The following is a 19858-nucleotide window of genomic DNA, read 5'->3' on the forward strand; positions in this document are numbered from 1 at the left end:
GCGACGTCGATTCGCCTCGACGGCGGCGAACAGATCGACGCCGCGGCGGTCGTCGTCGCGACCGACGGCCCGACCGCGAGTCACCTGCTCGACCTCGACGAAGTGAGGTCCAAGGCCGCAGGATGCGTGTACTTCGCCGCCGACAGCGCTCCGACCGCTTCGAAGAGTGTCATCCTCGACGGAACGGGTGTCGGGCCGGTTCTCAACGCGGCGGTGATGAGCAACGTCGCATCGAGCTACGCCCCGCCCGGTCGGCATCTCATCGCCGCGGCGATTCCCGGCCAGTCGAACGGCGACCTCGAACACGCGGCACGACGACAGATGCGCCGATGGTGGGGCGCGCAGGTCGACGACTGGGAGCACGTCGCGACCTACCGGATCCCGCACGGGCAACCCCGACAACCTCCACCGTTCTCACCGAAGCAGTCGGTGCACCTCGACGACGGCCGATTCGTGTGTGGCGACCACCGAGACACCGCCTCGATCCAGGGTGCCCTGTTCTCCGGGCGACGATGCGGTGAGGCCGTGGCGGCGATGCTCGAAGCGTGAGAAGCTCGGGGTCGAGCCAACCCGCCGAGGAGACCCACATGTCCAGCGAACCACCGACCCGCCACACCGTCTCGGTCGACGACGCCCCCGACCAGGTCGAGCGGCGCAGTATCGTCGTCGATGCTCCTGCGGGTGCCATCTTCGATCTGCTCGCCGACCCGTCGCGCCACTGCGAGTTCGACGGTTCGGGGACCGTCCAGGCCAGCCGCGACACCGCACCCGAACGTCTCTCGCTCGGCGCGAAGTTCGGGATGGACATGAAGATGTTCGTGCCGTATCGGATGACCAACGAGGTCGTCGAATTCACCGAGAACGAGACGATCGCCTGGCGCCACTTCGGGGGACACATCTGGCGGTACCGATTGGACGAGGTCGCGGGCGGTACCCGGATCACCGAGGAGTTCGACTGGCGCCCGTCGCGCGGCCACACAATTCTGCGCATGCTGAAGTACCCGGAGAAGAACGCCGACGGGATCGAGAAGACCCTCGTGAGGTTGGCCGAGCTGGTCGACGGCGCAGCCTCCACCTGACCCACTGTTCGGTGGGATCCGACGAACCGGGGACGCCGGGCACGTCCACCCCGGATATTCTGATCGCCATGGCATCCACCTGGCTCAACGAACGCGAGATGGTTGCGTGGCGGGCCTACATCGACACGAACGGCGACCTGCTGGCCGCGCTCGAACGAGACCTCGTCCGACACGACGTGACGCTCGGCGACTACCAGGTCCTCGTCTACCTGGCCGCAGCCGAGGACGACGCAATGCGGATGTGTGACCTCGCGGTCGCGCTCCAACTGTCACCGAGTGGGCTGACGCGTCGCCTCGACGGACTCGTCCGGAGCGAACACGTCACGCGACGTCCCTCGCCGGATGACGGTCGGGTGATGATGGCCGTCCTCACCGATGCCGGACGCGAACTGCTCGAACGCACGGCGCCACATCACGTCGCGAGCGTCCGTCGCCGCATCTTCGATCATCTCACGACCGAGCAGGTCGACGCGCTGGCGGCCATCTTCGAAGCGATCTCTGCGGGCCTTGCCGAGTCCGACGAGGCGACGGACGAAGAATCCACCGCCAGCGACGTCGCGTGATGATCTCGCTCCCCCACGGATTCCGCCATCACGTCGCGAACATCGGCATCAAGGACGACACCGACGACTTCGTCGTGATCACCGCGGCGCGTCCCGTGCCCTGCTCGGCGATGTTCACGCGCAGCCTCTTCGCCGGCCCGAGCGTGACTCTCAGCCGTGACCACGTCGCGAACGGAATGGCCCGCGCGGTCGTCGTCATCTCGAAGAACTCCAACGTCGCGACCGGTCGACAGGGCCGCGAGGACGCATTCGAGGTCGCCGCATCGGTCGCCGACCGCATCGGCGCCCACGAAACGGACATCGTCGTCACGTCCACCGGGGTGATCGGCCGCCGGTATCCGATGGATCGGGTCCGCGCCGGAATCGCCGCGCTCCCCGCCGAGCCGGCCGAGACCGACGCAACCGCCGCCGCCACCGCGATGATGACGACCGACACCCACGCGAAGGTGGCCGAGGCCACGGTCGAGGGCAGCACGGCTCGGGTCGTCGGGATGGCAAAGGGTGTCGGGATGATCGAACCCGACATGGCCACCCACATCTCGCTGGTCTTCACCGACGCGGAACTTTCGTCGGACGATCTCGACGCTGCGTTCCGCCGCGTGGTCGATCGCACGTTCAACTGCGTGAGTATCGACACCGACACCTCGACGAGCGACTCGGCGGTGGTCCTCGCGTCGGGCGACGCCGGGCCGGTCGATCTCGCAGCGTTCGAACACGCCCTCGAAACGGTGTGCCTCGACCTGACGAAGCAGATCGCGCGCGATGGCGAAGGCGCCAACTCCCTGATCGAAGTGCGCGTCGACCGGGCTGCCGACCCCGGCCAGGCCCGTCGCGTCGCGAAGGCGATCGTCAACTCGCCCCTGGTCAAGACCGCCGTGCACGGTGGTGACCCGAACTGGGGCCGCGTCGCGATGGCGATCGGGAAGTGCTCCGACGACATCGACATCGACCAGGAACGCGTCGTCATCCGATTCGGGTCGACCGAGGTCTACCCGCAACTCCTCGACGACGACGATCTCGCGGCATTGTCCGAGTTCATGAGCTCGGACCACGTCCTCATCCACGTCTCGCTGGCGACCGGCGCATCGGAGGCGACCGTGTACGGCTGCGACCTCAGCGACGAATACGTCCGCTTCAACGCCGACTACACGACCTGACGCCCGGGGGTCGACCATCCCGACTGCAGGGTCTACGGTCGCGTGCGGGGGAACACTCGTCACCAAAGGGGAAACTGTATGCGACTTCGATTCGGCACCTTCATGGCACCGTTCCATCCGCCGGAGCACAATCCGACGCTGTCGTTCGAGCACGATCTCGATCTGCTCGCGCACATGGACACGCTGGGGTTCGACGAGGCGTGGATCGGCGAACACCACTCGGCCGGAAGCGAGATCATCGCGTCGCCCGAGATCTTCATCGCCGCCGCGGCCGCGCGTACCAAGCACATCAAGCTCGGGACCGGGGTCGTCTCGCTGCCGTATCACAACCCGCTGTGGGTCGCCGAGCGAATGGTCCTGCTCGATCACCTGACCCGCGGACGGATCATGCTCGGCGTCGGTCCGGGCGCGCTGCCGACCGATGCCGCGATGCTCGGGCTCGAACCGTCGCAGATGCGACCGCTCCTCGAGGAGTACATGGAGATCGTGATGCATCTCCTCACCTCCGACGAGCCGATCAGCTACTCGTCGGATCGCTTGACCCTGAAAGATGCCCGCCTCCACCTCCGCCCGTATTCCGACCCGTTGTTCGACATCGCGGTCGCAGCGGTCGCGTCGCCGTCGGGCGCCAAGATCGCGGGGCGCTACGGCGCCGGTGTGCTGTCGCTCGGCGCCACCGTGGCGATCGGGATGGACGTGCTCGCGCACCACTGGTCGATCCAGGAGGACGTGGCGGCGCAGCACGGTCAGGTCGCCGACCGGGCGAAGTGGCGACTCGTCGGGCTGATGCATCTCGCCGAGTCCGAGGAACAGGCGCGCCGCGACGTCGAGTACGGAATCGTCCAGTGGTTCCGTTACTTCCAGAACGTGGCGGCGTTCCCGCAGATGGCCGTCGAAGGTGGCGACATCGACGAGATGGTCGACTTCGTCAACGGCGGCCTCGGAGTGATCGGCACGCCCGACCAGGCGATCGCCCAGATCGAGGAACTGCTCGAACAGTCGAACGGCGGGTTCGGCGCCTACCTCACGCTCTCGCACAACTGGGCGAACAACGAGTCGACCAAGAAGAGCTACGAGCTGTTCGCCCGCCACGTGATGCCGCGGTTCCAGAACGGCGTGTCGTCACTCATCGGTGCCGCGGATCGCGCCCGCAGCTCTCGACCCGAGCTGGCCGACAAGCAGCTGACGGCCGTGGACGAGGCCACTGCTCGCTACGAGAAGGAGCAGTCGGACCTCGCCACGACCTGAGCATCACTTCGGGGGCATCCGGATCCCGCCGTCGACGCGAATCGTCTCGGCGTTCATGTAGCTGTTGGTCACGCACTCGAGGACCATCGACGCGAGCTGTTCCGGATCGCCGAGACGCTTCGGGAACAGAACGCCCTTCTGCAGGTTCTCCTTGAACTGCTCGCTGGCCTCGCCCTCGCCGTAGATCGGCGTGTCGATCAGCCCCGGTGCGACGGTGTTGACGCGGATCCCGGCGGCCGACAGGTCACGGGCGATCGGCAGCGTCATGCCGACGACGCCACCCTTCGAGGCGGAGTAGCTGGCCTGGCCGATCTGGCCGTCGAACGCAGCAACCGATGCGATGTTGACGACCGCACCCCGCTCGCCGTGCTCCAGCGGCTCGGATGTGCTCATCGCCGTGGCGGCGATGCGGATGGCGTCGAACGAACCGATCAGGTTGATCGCGACGACCTTCTTGAAGGCGTCGAGGTTCGCGGCCGACTCGAGCGTGCCATCGCGGCCGATGGTGCGCTGCGCCCAGCCGATCCCGGCGGAGTTCACCAGCACGCGTACGGGTCCCATCGACTTCGCCATCTCGACGGCGTTGATCAGATCGTCGGTGTTGGTCACGTCGACCTTGGCGAACGCTCCACCGATCTCGTCGGCGAGCGCGGTGCCCGCCTCCTCGTTGAGGTCGGCGATGACGACCTTTGCGCCCTTGGCGGCGAGCATGCGGGCCGAGGCCGCTCCGATGCCGGAGGCTCCACCCGTGACGATTGCACTTGCACCTGTGATGTCCATGCCGCCGAAGATAGATCCCGGCACGATGTCGGGTGCAATCGTCGCTCCCACGAGAATGCGCGTCGGTGCCTGGCACCGACGCGCATCGTGGTCGGCGGGTTGGCCGGTAGGTTCGGCGGCGATGTCACGACTGGTCGTATTCACCGATGGCGCATGCAGCGGAAACCCCGGCCCCGGAGGGTGGGGATGGGCTGTGTCGCCCGACGGCGAACCATCCGGGTGCGGCGGCGAGGCGGCGACGACCAACCAGCGCATGGAGGTCTATGCGGTGCTCGACGCGATCCGCACGCTCGGCGCCGACGGGACCCCGATCGAGATCGTGTCCGACTCGACGTACGTCGTCAACTGCTTCAACGACCGGTGGTGGGTCAAGTGGGAACGCAACGGCTGGAAGAACTCGAAGAAGCAGCCGGTCGCCAACACCGACCTGTGGAAGCCGTTGATCGAGGTCGTCCAGAACGGCGACGTGACCTTCCGCTGGGTGAAGGGGCACAGCGGCGATCCGATGAACGACCTCGTCGATCGTCTCGCCGTCGCCGCGACGCCCCGCTGACGTCACCGCCGGACAACTGGTGCCTGGCACCAGTTGTCGGGCGTCACGTCGCAACGGGCAAACGCGAATTTCGGCCCCATTTCAGAGGACTTGGTGACTACCGATCGGTAACCCTGCGACACTGGCGGTCATGATCTTCGACGGCCACGTACACCAGCTGCCTGACATCGACCCGACCGAAACCGCCGAATGGTTGGACAGCCTCGACGCCGTCGTCGACAGCCACGGCAAGACCCGCGCCCGGTATCTGCTCTCGCGCCTGATGGAGCGCGCCAACGAGTCCCAGGTGTCGTTCCCCGCGACCGTGTCGACGCCGTACGTGAACACCATCCCGCTCGAACAGGAACCCTGGTTCCCGGGTGACGAACACATCGAACGCCGGATCCGCGCATTCGTCCGCTGGAACGCAGCGATGATGGTCGTCAAGGCGAACAAGGCCGCCGATGGCATCGGTGGCCACCTGTCGACATTCGCGTCGTCAGCCGCGCTGTACGAGATCGGCTTCAACCACTTCTTCCGCGGCAAGGACGACGGCAACGCCGGCGACCACGTCTACTTCCAGGGCCACGCGGCCCCGGGCGTGTACGCCCGCGCCTTCATGGAGGGCCGGCTGACCGCCGACGACCTCGACCACTTCCGTCGCGAGATCGGCCGTGGCGGTCGCGGCCTGTCGTCGTATCCGCACCCGCGTTTGATGCCCGACTTCTGGGAGTTCCCGACCGTGTCGATGGGGCTCGGTCCGATCACCTCGCTCTACCACGCTCGTTTCAACCGCTACCTCCACAACCGCCAGATCGACGACACCTCCCAGAGCCGGGTGTGGGCGTTCCTCGGCGACGGCGAGTGCGACGAGCCCGAGACGCTCGGTGCGATCTCGCTCGCCGCTCGTGAGCAACTCGACAACCTCGTGTTCGTCGTCAACTGCAACCTCCAGCGCCTCGACGGGCCGGTCCGCGGCAACGGCAAGGTCATCCAGGAACTCGAGGCGGTGTTCCGCGGTGCCGGGTGGAACGTGATCAAGGTCGTGTGGGGCTCCAAGTGGGATCCGTTGCTCGCCCAAGACAAGGACGGTGCGCTGCTCAACAAGATGAACAACACCGTCGACGGCGAGTTCCAGCGGTACGCGATCGAGGACGGCGGGTACATCCGCGACAACTTCTTCGGGCCGGACGATCGGCTGCGCCAGATGGTCAGCCACCTGTCCGACGACGACCTCCGCAACCTGCCACGCGGCGGTCACGACTACCGCAAGCTGTACGCGGCGTACAAGGCAGCCACGGAGAACCTCGGTTCCGGGCGTCCGACGGTGATCCTGGCCAAGACGGTCAAGGGATGGACCCTCGGCGAGGGGTTCGAGGGCCGCAACTCGACGCACCAGATCAAGAAGATGACCAAGCAGCAGATCGTCGATCTGCGCGACCGTCTGCACCTCCACGAGGAGATCCCCGAGGACGCGATCGAGGCGGACGACCCGCCCTACTTCATCCCGTCGAAGGACTCCGTCGAGTACCAGTACATGGCCGAGCGACGCCGCGCATTGGACGGCGCGCTGCCGAAGCGGACGACGCATGTCCGACGCTCCCTGTCGCTGCCCGAACCGTCGTCGTTCGCCGAGATGTGGGCCGGATCGCACGGGCAGGAGGTGTCGACGACGATGGCGTTCACGCGCATGCTCCGCAGCCTCACGCGCGACACGCAGGCCGGCAGCCGGATCGTTCCGATCATCCCCGATGAGGCCCGGACGTTCGGCATGGACTCGCTGTTCCGCGAGATCGGGATCTACGCGTCGCAAGGCCAGAAGTACGAGCCGGTCGACCACGACCTGCTGCTCTCGTACTCGGAGTCGACGAAGGGCCAGATCCTCGAGGAAGGGATCACCGAGGCCGGCTCGATGGCGAGCTTCATCGCCGCCGCATCGTCGTACGCCACCCGCGGCGTGCCGATGATCCCGTTCTACACGTTCTATTCGATGTTCGGTTTCCAGCGCGTCGGCGACCTCATCTGGCAGGCCGCCGACATCCGCGCCCGCGGGTTCCTGATGGCGGCGACCGCCGGTCGCACGACGTTGATGGGCGAAGGTCTCCAGCACCAGGACGGTCACAGCCTCGTGCTCGCGTCGACGGTCCCGGCGGTGCAGGCCTACGACCCGGCGTTCGCGTACGAGGTCGGCGTGATCATCCAGGCCGGCATCGACCGGATGTACGGCGGAGGTCCGGCCGACTGGACCGACGTCTTCTACTACATCACCCTCTACAACGAGAATTACGAGATGCCCGAGATGCCCGCCATCGACGGGCTCGCCGAGCAGATCATCGAGGGCATCTACCGATACGCCGAGGCGCCCGAGGTCGACGGCGATGCACAGCCTGCGACGATCCTGTTCTCCGGTGTCACCCACCTTGCGGCGACAGCCGCTGCCGCCGAACTCGCCGAGCACTATGGGGTCGCGGCCGAACTCTGGTCGGTCACCTCGTACAAGGCGTTGCGCGAGAACGGCTTGACGGCGGAGCGTCACAACCGTCTCCATCCGAGCGGCGAGAAATCGGTCCCGCTGGTGACCCGACGGCTCGCCGAGTCGAACGGCCCGATCACGGCGGTGTCGGACTTCATGTCGATCGTCCCCGATCAGATCCGCCAGTTCGTGCACGACGACGGAAATCACCGGACGTTCACCACGCTCGGCACCGACGGCATGGGGCGCTCCGACACCCGCGAGGCGTTGCGGCGGTTCTTCGAGATCGACACGGGACACGTCGTGGTCGCGGTGCTGTCCGGGCTGTTCGCCGACGGCGTCGTCGACGCGTCGGTCGTCGAGGATGCGATCGCCCGCTACGACATCGATCCCGAGGCCCTCGACCCCTGGAACTCCTACACCGCCTGACCGTTACGTAACGGGTCAGACCCGTTACGTAACGCTCCCGGGCGGATCGGTGTTCGAGAAGTGGTGCCCAGGCGGCGGGTAGGTTGGGGTGATGGCTGGGACGTTGTACATCACCGGTGACGAGGCCGCCGACGAGCTGTTGAACACCGATCCGAACGCGCTGCTGCTGGGGATGCTGCTCGATCAGCAGGTCCCGATGGAATGGGCGTTCAACGGGCCCAACACGCTCAAGAACCGGCTCGGCCACCTCGACCCCACGAAGATCGCTGCAATGGACGAAGAGGCGTTCGTGTCGATCTGCTGTGAGAAGCCGGCGATCCACCGCTTCCCCGGTTCGATGGGCAAGCGGGTACACCAGGTGTGCACCGCGCTCGTCGACGACTACGACGGCAACGCCGAGAACCTCTGGCTCGGGGTCGACACCGGCAAGGAGATCTACAAGCGGCTCAAGGCGCTCCCCGGCTACGGGGACGAGAAGTCGAAGATCTTCGTGGCGTTGCTCGGCAAGACCCAGGGTGTCGAGCCCGACGGATGGCGCGAGGCCGCGGGCAAGTTCGGCGACGACGTCCCGCGGTCGGTTGCCGATGTCTTCGACGAGGTGTCACTCGGCAACGTCCGCGAGTGGAAGAAGGCGCAGAAGGCCGCCAAGAAGGACAAACAGGACCGCCCCACCGGCTGATCCAGCAGTCCGGACAACTGGTGTCAGGCACCGGTTGTCCGACTCACGGTTCGGTCATCGTGTGCCTGACACCCGACGGCGGATGCGGCGGATCGCTGCGCCGGGGGTGCCGGCGAGTCCGGTGACCAGCGCTCGCAGGTGGGCGTCGCGAGGTTGATGGCGCAGGCGGCGGACCGAGAGCCAGACCGCTCGACCGAAGGTCACCGGCGAGCCGAACCGTGCGGCCACCCACAGGCGGTTGCGTTCCTGGTAGCGGACGAGCGCGTCACCCATCCCGCCGGTCGTCGACCCGCCGTGGTGGTGCACGATGCTCGACGTCTCGCACCGGTAGCGCCACCCCTGTTCGGCGCCGCGCAAGGCGAGGTCGACGTCCTCGTAGTACAAGAAGTAGCGCTCGTCGAAGCCGCCGGTGTCGTCGACGAATCCCGCCCGGAGCAGCACCGCTCCCGCGGTGAAGATCTCGATCGGCAGCGGGTCGCCGAGCGACACCAGCGGCCGGTCGAGACCGATGTCCGAACCGGCGCCGAAACGATCGAGTTCGACACCGAGGCTGTTGATCCGGTCGGTTCCGGAGCGGACGAGCGCGGGCTGAACGGCTCCCAGCCGGTCGTCGGCGTCGAGTGCCGCGACGAGGGGTTCGAGCCAGTCGCGAGCGACCTCGAGGTCGTCGTTGAGCACCACGACCGGTGCGCCCACGGCAGCCAGGTCGCGGCCGCGGCGGATTCCGGCATTGGCAGCAGCGCCGAACCCCCGGTTGTCCATCCGCACCACGTCGCTGACGCCGGGACCGTACGCATCCGCAGCGAGCACCGGCCCGTCGCTGTTGTCGACGACGACGGTGACGGACGGGCGTGCGGTCGCCGCGTCGATGGATGACAGGCAGGCGCGCACCATCGGGTCCGCACCCCGATGCGTGACCACGACGACTGCCGCAGGTGACTCGGTCACAGTGGGGTCGCTCCGGAACGGAGTGGCAGTTCGAGCCAATCGGTCCGTCCCGGCGCGAGGTTGGGATTCGAGTACGGATCGTGGCGCAGGAAGTCACCCCAGCGCCGTTCGATCTCGTCGATCTCGGATTGCGCGATCGGGTGATCGAACGACTTCTGCTCGAAGTGGTACCACGACGCGTACGGCGTCCACACGATCCGGTATCCGGCCGAACGCACCGTGAGCGAGAGGTCGACGTCGTTGTAGTTCGCCGGCAGGGCCGTGTTCATCCCTCCGATGCGGTTGAAGACCTCGCGCCGGAGCAGCGCTGCCGCGGCCGTCACACCGGCACACTCACGTTCGACGGCCAGGATGCGGTGCGGACCCGGGTGATCCCCCTGCCAGCCGAGGAATGAGTGCGAGATCGTGCCGTGGTACAGGTGCCCGCCGTGCTGCAAGGTGCCGTCCTCGAACAGCAGCTTCGCTCCGACCATTCCGATGTCCTCGCTCTGGGCGAGTCCGACCATCTCGGCGACACTGCCGGGAGCGATGAGTTCGGTGTCGTCGTTGAGGAGGAGCACGAAGTCGCCGGTCGCCGCTGCGACACCCCGATTGATCTTGTCGGAGAAGTTGAACGGGTCGGTGTACGTGACGATCCGGAGCGCATCGCCGACGATCTGTCGCAGGCCGCGCTCGACGACCTCGTCGGTGTCGGCGTCGATCACCGCGACGATCTCGAAGCGGATCCGATCGTCGGCATCGGCGAGCAGCGAGGCGACGGCGTCGTGGATGAAGATCCGCTCGACTCCCCAGATCCTCCCGCGCGATCCGCACGTCGGGATGACGACCGACACGGTCGGGACACCGTGGACGCAGCGCTCGATGCGCACCACACCCGGGTTCGCCGCCCGCGATACGGCGGCCTCGATCCCACAGCGTTCGAGGTGTGCGGCGACGACGGCCACCTCGCGTTCGAACGCCGCGTTGTTGGTCTCCGGATCCCCGGAGAAGCTCGTCGCGGACTGACGCCAGTGGAGCAGGATCTCGGGGATGTGGTGGAACCTGTCGACGTGCTCGGAGAGTCGGAGCAGGAGATCGTGGTCCTGGGCTCCGTCGGTGCCGACGGTGAATCCGCCGATGTCGACGACCAGTGAACGCCGCGCTGCGACCAGGTGCGTGATGTAGTTGTGGTTGCGCAGGCGTTCGGGTGAGAAGTCGGGATTGAAGACCGGCGAGTACAACCGATCGTCGAAGCGCAGCAGGTCGTGATCGGAGTAGACGACCTGCGCATCGGGGTTCTCCTCGAAGAACTCGGCCAGTCGGGAGAGCGCCTCGGGGGCGAGCACGTCGTCGTGGTCGAGCAGGACGATGACATCGCCCGAGGCGGCGGCGAGCGCATCGTTCGACGCGGCGACGACACCGCCGTTGGCCGGACGCCGGATGACGTGGCGCCACGGCAACTGCTCGAGTCCGTTCAGCACGCTGCGGACCTCGACCCGACTCGATGCGTCGTCGACGACGATGTGCTCGAACGATCCCGCGAACGTCTGTTGCTCGACCGATGCCAGACACGCCTCGAGATGGCTCGGGTCCGGATTGAAGACCGACGTCAACACGCTGAAGCGCGGCGTCACCGTGGACTCGCGGTCCGTCGATTCCGACATCAATCGGAGAGCCGCTTCACGCGGGGAACCACCGAGATCCGCCAGCGCCGTTGCGCCCGGTACATCGCGCCTTCCCATGCCGTCATCTCGATCCGTCGCTGCAGGAAGTCCTGGTCCTGGCGCGCACGGGCGAGATGACCCTCGAGTTCGACGATCCGGCCACGCAGATCGCCCATCTCGGTGACCGCCTCGCCCGCGACCCGCTGAGCCTCGACGACATCGGTCTGCAGTGCGGCGTACGAGACCTCCGATGGTCCGACCAGGGTGCGGAGACGGTCCAGTTCGGACTCCAGCTCGGGCTCCCGGGGCACGGTCGTCATCGTAACGGCACCGTACTCAGCTCAGCTCTGGCCACGGGAGATGCGGGTATCGCTCGACGAGCGACGCCCGCAGCCCATCGGCCGCGAGGTTCGTGAGCGACACCATCGACGAGGCTTGCGTTCGGTAGCGACCCAACATCTCGGTGACGTGGACGCCGTACTCCCCCGCAGCGGCGAGCCCGAGCCAGAGGTCCCAGTCCTCCCATCCGTACGCGTCGGCATCGACGCGGTACCCGCCGAAGTCACGCAGCGCCGACGTCCGGAACATCGCCTGGGCATCGATGTACGGCGCATCGCACAGCCATGGAACATGCCATCCGTAGGCGCTGCGCAGCCCGGGCGCGTCGCCGAAGGCCTCGAGTGTCGAGTACGCGAACGCCGCGCCCGAGTCGGCCTCCAGCGCGTCCGCGAGACGTCGCAGGCACGTCGGGTACACCAGGTTGTCGGCGTCCATGATCATCAGGGAGTTGGAGCGGACGTACTCGACTCCGAGGTTGCGCGCCCCCGGCAGACCGCGGTTGGCGGCGCAGCGGACCAGCGTGGTTGCGACATCGGGATGTTCGGCCATCCATCGACGGACCACATCCGGTCCGTCGTCGCGTGAGGAGTCGTCGACCACGACGATCTCGAGGGTGACGTCGGTCGACGCGGCGATCGAGTCGAGGGTCTCGACCACCGTGTGGGCGTAGTCGAACATGGTGACGACGACGCCGACCTCCGCCGGCTGCTCCGTGCGGGTCCCTCCGTGTTCGACCGTCGTGTGGAGTTCGTCGCCGTGCTCGACGAGGGCGCGGAGGCGGCCGATCTCGCGCCGGTGCTCGACCTCGGTGACGAAGGCGTCGTAGACAGTGCGCCGCGCCTCCCGGTACGGCTTGTACACGGGGAACAGCGGTGGTGGATCGGCCCGGGCGGCGAGTCGACGCGCGGTACGCCGGTCCCGGCGGGTGGCGGGCAGCGGACTGATCCCGATCCGCTCGGCCTCGATGATTCGCAGGAGCTCACCGACCGATCTCTCCAGCCCGAGCGGACCCCTGACCGCGTCGTACGCCGCACCCGCGATTCGACTCCGACGTGATTCGTCGTCGAGCAGACCCGCGATGACCGCGCCCATGTCTGCGGCTTCGCACTCGATGAAGTGTTCACCGGCGATCAACGGCTCGTATCCGGTCGACGGCTCGGTGACGACGACACAGCCGTTGGCCATCGCCTCGACCATCCGCGCCCACTCGAAGTACCGCTCCGACGACGCTCCTGCGCTCCGGTGGAGGTTGACGAGCACCCGCGCGTTCGCGAGCAGGTCGTACTTCTCGACGCCGAACACGAGCCCGGGTTCTCCGCCGACGATCGGACGACGGACCGGGAAGGCACGGATGTCGCTGGAGCGCCCCCACAGCACCGGTGCGAGCGAGGCGAGCGCTTCAGCCCGGTACTCGGTGGCTGCGCCGAGGAACACGACGTCGACGTCGCGCTCCGCGGCGGGAATCATGTGCGACCATCGGTCGATTCCGGGCACGGCTCCCAATTGCAAGCGGTGGGCACGGACACCTTCGCGTTCGATCGCTGCGACGCCGATCGCGTTGATGTCGACGACCAGCGGGCTCCCGACGCAGTAGGCGAGCGATCGGAGGAACCATCCGGTGCCGGGCTGCTCAGTGCAGATCGGGATGCTGCATCGTGCCGCTGCCGCGATCGCCTCTGGGTCACATGCCCCGAGCAGGAAGAACTCGTGCGGGGCCACGACGAGGTTGATCGACCCGTCGGACTGCGGAGGTCGGTCATCGACCAGCGCCGCATCGCGTCCGCCCATGCCGGCCGCCTCGACGATCCACGAGGCGATGTCGCGCATGAACGCGTTGCCGTTCGCCGCCACGAAGACGCGGACGTCGCGGTTGTGCATCAGCGGCCCGAACGCGTCCGGACCCGGTTGAGCAGTGAACGCGACAGATCGGCCACAGTCCGCCCTGCGCGCCGGACGAGCGACGCTGGGCCGTTGTTGATGCGTAGGTCGTGCACGCTGTCACGCAGCACGTCGCGACGACTGACCTCGGCGGGGAGATGTTGCATCACGTCGCTCAACTCGCGACGGCGGGCATCCGACGCGGCTTCGAGTTCGACGAGGCGCCTCTCGACATCGGGGTCAACGCCGGTTCCTGCCATGGCCGATCACGATATCCCTCACCCGCAAGCAGGTCACGGCGTCGCGAGCAGGTACACCGTGTTGAACAGCGAGCCCGCAGCGACGACTGCGCCGACCACGAATGCCGACCGAGTCCGCATCGCCGCGGCGCCCACCACGGCGATGAAGACGATCATCGGCAGGGCGAAGCGGCCCGGTGCCGCGAAGTTCGCCTCGCTGAAGTACGCGAAGGACCAGGTGTAGAACGGGCCCGACGCCAGCAACGTGACGATCGCCGCCCGGGCCAACCACACGACCCGGTCATCGCGGAGGTACCGGAAGGCCGCGATCAACAGCGTGCCGATCAGGAACCAGTTGGCGAGATGGATGAACACGTCGGTCCACGGTTCGTCGAGGAACGGCGGGATGTACGGCTTCGTGATCGGGAGGAAGTTGGCGTCGAGTTGCGCCAGCACGTTCGACCAGTCGATCCCGCCCGTCGGCAACGCGTTGTCGACGTACATCGTCGGGCGATTCGTGACGGGCGAATCGGGAGCCAGTGTCTGCTGCAGCGGGCGGTAGAACCAGAGCCGGAGCGCGAGCACCAGCGGGAAGACGGTCAACGGGAGGATCCGCTTCCACGTCGCCACGTCGGGGCGCGGGGTGACGCGTGCGAGCAGGTAGGCCGCCGATGCACAGATCGCGAGGAAGACGGTCGGCTCGACCAGATACAGCCCGAAGTAGACGAGCATCAGCAGTGCGCCGCGGAGGCGCCCGGCCTCGAACTTGAGCGTGGCGACGAGAGCCAACGCTCCCGTCAACATCAGGACGGCGTCGACATTGACCGTGGCAGCGTGGAACAGCGTCAATGGTGTCGCGATCAGGAGTGCCAGCGCAACCGCTCGCTGTCGGCGACGCACCCCGAGCAGCGACATCGCATACCACATGACGCTCCACGCCGCTCCGGCCCACAACCCACCCACGACGCGGGCGGCGGTCACCTGGCTCCCGACGATGCCCGTCGCGGCCACCGCTCGGCTCGCGACGCCCGTGACGAGGTAGTACGGCGGGAACTGTCGTGCCGCCGTGTTGACCCCGTTCTCCTGGAAGTCGGCGGGATCATGGAGATCATTTCCGCAGACCGGTGGTCCACTCTCGACCGGTCCTCCGCTGCTCCCGGGCGCGGCGCTCGAATTCGCAAGAGGGCGGGTGATCACGCGCGACCGTCGCAACGCTGCGGGCTGGTAGCCCGACACGTCGACGCCCCGGCACGCGGCCTCCTCCAACGCTTCCTGACCGACGAGGTCATTGCCGTGTGGGAAGTCGAGGTCACCCGCCTTGATCACGTAGTCGATGTGCTGCAGCTCGTCGATCGGCGACAGTGTCGGATACGCCCGCACGTGGAGCCCGACCACGATGATCGTGATCGTGGTGAGCACGGCGCACGCGACCCAGTCGATCCGCTCCCACGGCATCGCCCGCTCGGACGACGGCGGCTCGTGGACAATCGGCGACACCTCGAACTCGGCGGTGGTCGAGGCGTCGGCGGACGTCTCGTCGGTCACGTGCGAGAGGCTAGCGGGGCGGTTAGCGTCGTGGATCGCATGTCGCTCCGGACAGCGGTCGCGCACCGCAACCTGCTCTACCTCCTGTCGCTGAAGGAGTTGCGCACCCGCTACCGCAAGTCGGTTCTGGGTTGGGCCTGGAGTCTGCTCAACCCGTTGAGCCAGATGGTGATCTTCAGCGTCGTCTTCCTGTACATCTTCCAGCGCCAACCCCCGATCGGCGATCCGAGCGGTCTCGAGGTGTTCCCGCTCTACTTCCTCGCCGGGATGCTGCCCTTCCAGTTCTTCGCGATCTCGGTGACCGCGTCGATCGGATCCGTGCAGGAGGGGGCGAACCTGATCAAGAAGGTGTCGTTCCCGCACGAGCACCTGGCGCTGTCGATCATCATCGCCCAGTTCGCCACCCTCCTCATCGAGCTCCTCGTGCTGAGCGTCGCGTTCCTGATCTTCGGCCACATGGTGCTGCCGTGGCTCGCACCGATGCTGCTGTTGATGGTGCTCGTCGTGATGTTCACGACCGGGATCGCGCTCCTGCTCTCGGCCGCCAACGTGTTCTTCCACGACATCAACTACCTGTGGACGATCGTCGCCCAGCTGTTGTTCTACGCGAGCCCGATCATCTTCGTCACCGAGGAGATCCCGTACGCGTGGCTGCGGATCATCACGAGCCTCGGCCCGACCGGCAGCTTCGTGCGGGCATCGCAGGAAATCCTGTACGACGGCCAGTGGCCGCATCCCGCACGATGGGCGCTGGTCGCCGGGTACGCGATCGTGTCGCTGATCGCGGGCGCCACCGTCTTCAATCGTCTCTCGCCCCGGTTCGCGGAGGAACTGTGAGCTGGCTCGTGAACGACAGCGCCGCGGCGGACGGCATCGCGCTGCGCGTCGACTCGGTGACCAAGACGTTCAAGGTGCACCACGAGCGAGCGACGTCGCTGAAGCAGTTCATCGCGACCGGTGGGCGGAATCGCTACGAGGTCTTCGAGGCGTTGCACGACGTGTCGTTCGAGGTACCGGTCGGTGAGGCCGTCGGCATCATCGGACACAACGGCTCGGGCAAGTCGACGTTGCTCAAGTGCATGGCGAAGATCCTCACGCCGAACGCCGGATCGATCTCGATCAACAAGCGGATGGCGGCGCTGCTCGAACTCGGCGCGGGCTTCCATCCCGAGTTGTCCGGACGCGACAACGTGTTCCTCAACGCCGCGATCCTCGGGATGGCGCGTCCCGAGATCGCTCGTCGTTTCGACGACATCGTCGCGTTCTCCGAACTCGAACGGTTCATCGACACGCCGGTCAAGAACTACTCGTCGGGCATGTACGTACGTCTCGCGTTCGCGGTCGCCATCAACGTCGATCCCGACCTGTTGCTGATCGACGAGATCCTCGCCGTCGGGGACGTCACATTCCAGCAGAAGTGCATGGAGAAGTTCGTCCAGTTCCGCGACGAGGGCCGCACCCTGGTCCTGGTCACGCACGACACGAGCAGCGTCCGCAACTTCTGCGACCGGGCGATCTGGCTGGACCACGGCGAGATCAAGGCCGACGGTCCACCGGCCGACGTCATCGACATCTACACCGAGACGATGCTGGAGGCGCAGGCGTCCGACGACGGATCGTCACGCCGAGGAGACGGGCCGGTGCGGGTCACCAAGGTCGACGTCCTGGTCGCCGACACGCGGATGGAGCGTGTCCGCTCCGGCGACGATGTCACGTTCCGGGTGCACTTCGAGTCCACCGAGCCCGTGCCGAATCCGGTGTTCAGCCTGATGATCAGCAGCCTCGAGGGCATCACCGTGACCGCGCCGTCGAGCCGCGACGCTCGGGCTGTTCCGGTCTCGGTCGACGGAAGCGGGTACGTGGACATCTCGGTCGGCGACCTGGCGCTGATCCCGGGCTCGTACGTCATCCACACCGAAGTCTCCGGGTGGAGCCGCAAGCACGTGTACGACCACGTGCAGAACGCACGCTCCTTCGACGTGCTCGCCGGCGAGACCAGCGAGGCCGACGGTTTCGTGACGCTGCGGCCGACCTGGACGTGGGCGGGTGACGGGGTCTCGGCCGAGCGCTACGACCGCGAGGTCCCGCCGGGTTCCGAACCCGATGACATAACCTGACTTCCCGTCATGGCTCTCGCGTCCCGCGCTCCGTCGCCACGGCCGTTCCCTGCGGCCGTCGAATGGATCGTCCGCGTCTTCTCGGTGCCGCTGACCTGGCTGTGGGCCCGCGGGTTCCGGATGCTCGGACTCCTCGACGCCGTCACCTTGTTCGCGCTGATGGTGGCGATCAGCTTTGTCCGCTTCGGGTTCTCCTTCGACTGGGACACGTACGCGTTGTCGTACTACGTCGTCGGTTTCTCGATCGCCACCGCGATCCACATCACGGTCAACTATTTCACCGGCCTCTACGAGCGTGAACCGCGCCTCGGCCGCAGTCCGTGGTGGCCGAAGATCATCCTTGCGACCGGCATCGGTGTCGCCGTCCAGGGCCTCGCATTCGTGGTCCTCGATCGCTACCTGATGCCGCGCCTCAACCTCGCTGTCTTCCTCACGCTCGCCTCGTTCGTCCTCGTGTTCAACCGGGTCCTGGCTCGCCGGGCGACACTTCGTCGACAAGGCCCTCCGCGAGTCGTCCTCGCAGGTGCGGCCGACGCGGTCGATCTGGCCGCCGCCCATCTCGCCGCGAGTGACCAGCGGGCAGTCGTCACCGATCGGGTCGAACAGCCCCACCTGCTCGTCGATTCGATCGTCGAGCACGACGCGACCGACGTGCTGCTGCTTGATGTGACCGCGTTCGGCTCGGTGTATCCGGAGCCGCTGAACTCGCTCGAGTTGGCCGGCGTCGGATTTCTGCAGCGGGTGAGCGCCCGCGAGACGTTGCTCGGGCTGCGGTCGGTGCGCGAGATCGGCGGCATGCCGTTCGTCGCGCTGCGCTCACACACCGTGCCCGGCTACAAGGTGCGTCTCAAGCGGGTGTTCGACGTGCTCACGCTGATCGTCACCATCCCGATCTGGGTCCCGGTGATCGCGCTGGTCGCGCTCTATGTCCGCGTCATCGCGGGCAAGCCGGTGCTCTATCGCCAGGTCCGCGTCGGCCGCGACGGCCAGCTGTTCGACTGCGTGAAGTTCCGCACGATGATCGTCGACGCCGAAGAGGATGGACGAGCTCGTCTGGCGACCCTCGACGACGACCGGATCGTGCCGGCGTTGAAGTGGATGCGCTCGATGCGTGCCGACGAACTGCCCCAGCTCTGGAACGTGCTCCGCGGCGACATGTCGCTGGTCGGTCCCCGACCCGAGCGACCCGAGTTGGTCGCCGAGATCACCCAGCGGGTGCCCGGCTACGTGCGGCGCAACGAGTTGCCGCCCGGCCTGACCGGGCTGGCGCAGATCGAGGGACGCTACGGGACCGATGCCGAGTTCAAGCTCGGCTACGACATCCAGTACCTCGTCAACTGGTCGCTGGTGACCGACATCCAGATCCTCGCTCGCACCGTCTGGGTCGTGTTGTCCCGCCGTGTCTGACGAGTCTGCCACCCCGGACAAATCGTGCCAGGCACCAGTTGTCCGGGACGATTGGCGTTCGTCCGACGCGTGGCCGGACGTCGACGTCGTCATGCCGATCCGCAACGAGGCACCGCACCTCGAGACCGCGTTGGCGTCGGTTCGCGGCCAGGCGTATCCCGGAACCGTCCGGATCATCCTCGGCGTCGGTCCGAGCGATGACGGCACCGAACGACTCGCCGAGCGACTGGCCGCCGAGTCCGACGATCTGGTGGTCGTCGCCAATCCGTCGGGTCGGACACCGAGTGCGTTGAACGCAGCGATCCGAGCCGGGACGGCACCCGTGGTGCTCCGGGTGGACGGCCACAGCGAACTCTCCGCCGGCTACATCCGACGATCGGTCGAGATCCTGCGCGAGACACGAGCGGCGAACGTCGGCGGTGTGCAGCGGCCCGAACCGACGACTCCGTTCGAGCAGGCGGTCGCCGACGCGACCTCGTCGGTGCTCGGGACGGGTGGCGCGTCGTATCGGGTCGGAACGGCAGCCGGTGCGGTCGACACCGTGTATCTCGGAGTGTTCGATCGGGCGGCGATCGAAGCGGTCGGGTTGTTCGACGAAACGTTGATCCGCAACCAGGACTACGAGCTCAACATCCGACTGCGCTCGGCCGGTGGGGTCGTGTGGTTCGATCCGTCACTGTCGGTCGGCTACACCCCGCGCTCGACGTGGAAAGCGTTGTTCCGGCAGTACTACGAATACGGCTGGTGGAAGGCGGTGGTGCTGCGCAAGCATCCGCAGTCGCTGCGCCTGCGGCAGCTGATC

The 19858-nt window shown here is 66.9% G+C and carries 19 protein-coding genes; 12 read left to right on the forward strand and 7 right to left on the reverse strand.

The genetic code is table 11. The features are described 5' to 3' along the window. The 5 genes from WBV89_RS21565 to WBV89_RS21585 all read left to right on the forward strand — a co-directional run. The coding region (locus tag WBV89_RS21565) for an FAD-dependent oxidoreductase (protein ID WP_423983388.1) at positions 1-549 on the forward strand (549 nt) is incomplete at its 5' end. 38 nt (positions 550-587) lie between these two features. After that, the gene (locus WBV89_RS21570) at positions 588-1079 is read left to right on the forward strand and encodes an SRPBCC family protein (protein ID WP_423983389.1); all 492 of its coding nucleotides are present in this window, start codon (positions 588-590) and stop codon (positions 1077-1079) included. Positions 1080-1147: 68 nt separating this feature from the next. Then, positions 1148-1642 carry a MarR family winged helix-turn-helix transcriptional regulator gene (locus WBV89_RS21575; protein WP_423983390.1) on the forward strand — a complete coding sequence of 165 codons (495 nt, stop codon included), beginning with the start codon at positions 1148-1150 and terminating at the stop codon, positions 1640-1642. Further along, positions 1642-2799 (forward strand): bifunctional glutamate N-acetyltransferase/amino-acid acetyltransferase ArgJ, encoded by a 1158-nt coding sequence (argJ, locus tag WBV89_RS21580; protein WP_423983406.1) that lies wholly within the window; start codon positions 1642-1644, stop codon positions 2797-2799. Before WBV89_RS21575 ends, argJ begins: the two co-directional genes overlap by 1 nt. Before the next feature lie 78 nt (positions 2800-2877). Continuing rightward, positions 2878-4047 carry an LLM class flavin-dependent oxidoreductase gene (locus tag WBV89_RS21585; protein WP_423983391.1) on the forward strand — a complete coding sequence of 390 codons (1170 nt, stop codon included), beginning with the start codon at positions 2878-2880 and terminating at the stop codon, positions 4045-4047. A 3-nt stretch (positions 4048-4050) separates the two neighbouring features. On the opposite strand, the gene WBV89_RS21590 is transcribed toward WBV89_RS21585, so the two are convergent. Then, positions 4051-4827: an SDR family NAD(P)-dependent oxidoreductase gene (locus tag WBV89_RS21590; RefSeq protein ID WP_423983392.1), complete on the reverse strand. Its 777-nt coding sequence runs from the start codon at positions 4825-4827 to the stop codon at positions 4051-4053. Positions 4828-4948: 121 nt separating this feature from the next. Here WBV89_RS21590 and WBV89_RS21595 point away from each other — a divergent pair, with 121 nt between their 5' ends. The 3 genes from WBV89_RS21595 to WBV89_RS21605 all read left to right on the forward strand — a co-directional run bounded on the left by WBV89_RS21595 (position 4949) and on the right by WBV89_RS21605 (position 8940). Continuing rightward, entirely contained in the window at positions 4949-5380 is a 432-nt protein-coding gene (locus WBV89_RS21595; RefSeq protein WP_423983393.1) for a ribonuclease H family protein, read from the forward strand. Between the two features lie 130 nt (positions 5381-5510). Further along, entirely contained in the window at positions 5511-8261 is a 2751-nt protein-coding gene (aceE, locus tag WBV89_RS21600) for a pyruvate dehydrogenase (acetyl-transferring), homodimeric type (RefSeq protein ID WP_423983394.1), read from the forward strand. 91 nt (positions 8262-8352) lie between these two features. Further along, the gene (locus WBV89_RS21605) at positions 8353-8940 is read left to right on the forward strand and encodes an HhH-GPD-type base excision DNA repair protein (RefSeq protein ID WP_423983395.1); all 588 of its coding nucleotides are present in this window, start codon (positions 8353-8355) and stop codon (positions 8938-8940) included. Between the two features lie 54 nt (positions 8941-8994). On the opposite strand, the gene WBV89_RS21610 is transcribed toward WBV89_RS21605, so the two are convergent. Genes WBV89_RS21610 through WBV89_RS21635 form a run of 6 tightly spaced genes read right to left on the reverse strand, consistent with a single transcriptional unit; the run spans position 8995 to position 15532 of the window. Next, a complete protein-coding gene (locus WBV89_RS21610; RefSeq protein WP_423983396.1) occupies positions 8995-9888 on the reverse strand; it encodes a glycosyltransferase family 2 protein in 894 nt (297 codons plus the stop codon). Further along, positions 9885-11531 carry a glycosyltransferase family 2 protein gene (locus WBV89_RS21615; protein WP_423983397.1) on the reverse strand — a complete coding sequence of 549 codons (1647 nt, stop codon included), beginning with the start codon at positions 11529-11531 and terminating at the stop codon, positions 9885-9887. Before WBV89_RS21615 ends, WBV89_RS21610 begins: the two co-directional genes overlap by 4 nt. Continuing rightward, entirely contained in the window at positions 11531-11851 is a 321-nt protein-coding gene (locus tag WBV89_RS21620) for a hypothetical protein (protein ID WP_423983398.1), read from the reverse strand. Before WBV89_RS21620 ends, WBV89_RS21615 begins: the two co-directional genes overlap by 1 nt. A gap of 16 nt (positions 11852-11867) precedes the next feature. After that, on the reverse strand, positions 11868-13748 hold the full coding sequence (locus tag WBV89_RS21625; RefSeq protein ID WP_423983399.1) for a glycosyltransferase: 1881 nt from the start codon (positions 13746-13748) through the stop codon (positions 11868-11870). Then, entirely contained in the window at positions 13748-14008 is a 261-nt protein-coding gene (locus tag WBV89_RS21630; RefSeq protein WP_423983400.1) for a hypothetical protein, read from the reverse strand. The genes WBV89_RS21625 and WBV89_RS21630 overlap by 1 nt, the downstream gene beginning before the upstream one ends. A 33-nt stretch (positions 14009-14041) precedes the next feature. Then, positions 14042-15532 carry a hypothetical protein gene (locus tag WBV89_RS21635; protein WP_423983401.1) on the reverse strand — a complete coding sequence of 497 codons (1491 nt, stop codon included), beginning with the start codon at positions 15530-15532 and terminating at the stop codon, positions 14042-14044. Positions 15533-15571: 39 nt separating this feature from the next. Between WBV89_RS21635 and WBV89_RS21640 the strand changes: the two genes are divergently transcribed. The 4 genes from WBV89_RS21640 to WBV89_RS21655 all read left to right on the forward strand — a co-directional run. Next, positions 15572-16369: an ABC transporter permease gene (locus tag WBV89_RS21640; protein ID WP_423983402.1), complete on the forward strand. Its 798-nt coding sequence runs from the start codon at positions 15572-15574 to the stop codon at positions 16367-16369. Positions 16370-16377: 8 nt separating this feature from the next. Further along, a complete protein-coding gene (locus tag WBV89_RS21645; RefSeq protein WP_423983403.1) occupies positions 16378-17649 on the forward strand; it encodes an ABC transporter ATP-binding protein in 1272 nt (423 codons plus the stop codon). A gap of 9 nt (positions 17650-17658) precedes the next feature. Next, entirely contained in the window at positions 17659-19056 is a 1398-nt protein-coding gene (locus tag WBV89_RS21650) for an exopolysaccharide biosynthesis polyprenyl glycosylphosphotransferase (protein WP_423983404.1), read from the forward strand. Further along, on the forward strand, positions 19049-19858 hold an 810-nt coding region (locus tag WBV89_RS21655; protein ID WP_423983405.1), incomplete at its 3' end, for a glycosyltransferase family 2 protein. The genes WBV89_RS21650 and WBV89_RS21655, both read left to right, overlap by 8 nt.

This window comes from Ilumatobacter sp. (genome assembly GCF_049588435.1).
In the GTDB taxonomy this organism is placed as follows: Bacteria; Actinomycetota; Acidimicrobiia; order Acidimicrobiales; family Ilumatobacteraceae; genus Ilumatobacter_A.

Coding starts and splice junctions, on each gene's coding strand:
- WBV89_RS21630 (WP_423983400.1), bottom strand. CDS start 14,008: ATGGCAGGAACCGGCGTTGACCCCGATGTCGAGAGGCGCCTCGTCGAA.
- WBV89_RS21640 (WP_423983402.1), top strand. CDS start 15,572: ATGTCGCTCCGGACAGCGGTCGCGCACCGCAACCTGCTCTACCTCCTG.
- aceE (WP_423983394.1), top strand. CDS start 5,511: ATGATCTTCGACGGCCACGTACACCAGCTGCCTGACATCGACCCGACC.
- WBV89_RS21615 (WP_423983397.1), bottom strand. CDS start 11,531: ATGTCGGAATCGACGGACCGCGAGTCCACGGTGACGCCGCGCTTCAGC.
- WBV89_RS21605 (WP_423983395.1), top strand. CDS start 8,353: ATGGCTGGGACGTTGTACATCACCGGTGACGAGGCCGCCGACGAGCTG.
- WBV89_RS21570 (WP_423983389.1), top strand. CDS start 588: ATGTCCAGCGAACCACCGACCCGCCACACCGTCTCGGTCGACGACGCC.
- WBV89_RS21625 (WP_423983399.1), bottom strand. CDS start 13,748: ATGCACAACCGCGACGTCCGCGTCTTCGTGGCGGCGAACGGCAACGCG.
- WBV89_RS21650 (WP_423983404.1), top strand. CDS start 17,659: ATGGCTCTCGCGTCCCGCGCTCCGTCGCCACGGCCGTTCCCTGCGGCC.
- WBV89_RS21595 (WP_423983393.1), top strand. CDS start 4,949: ATGTCACGACTGGTCGTATTCACCGATGGCGCATGCAGCGGAAACCCC.
- WBV89_RS21575 (WP_423983390.1), top strand. CDS start 1,148: ATGGCATCCACCTGGCTCAACGAACGCGAGATGGTTGCGTGGCGGGCC.
- WBV89_RS21620 (WP_423983398.1), bottom strand. CDS start 11,851: ATGACGACCGTGCCCCGGGAGCCCGAGCTGGAGTCCGAACTGGACCGT.
- WBV89_RS21585 (WP_423983391.1), top strand. CDS start 2,878: ATGCGACTTCGATTCGGCACCTTCATGGCACCGTTCCATCCGCCGGAG.
- argJ (WP_423983406.1), top strand. CDS start 1,642: ATGATCTCGCTCCCCCACGGATTCCGCCATCACGTCGCGAACATCGGC.
- WBV89_RS21590 (WP_423983392.1), bottom strand. CDS start 4,827: ATGGACATCACAGGTGCAAGTGCAATCGTCACGGGTGGAGCCTCCGGC.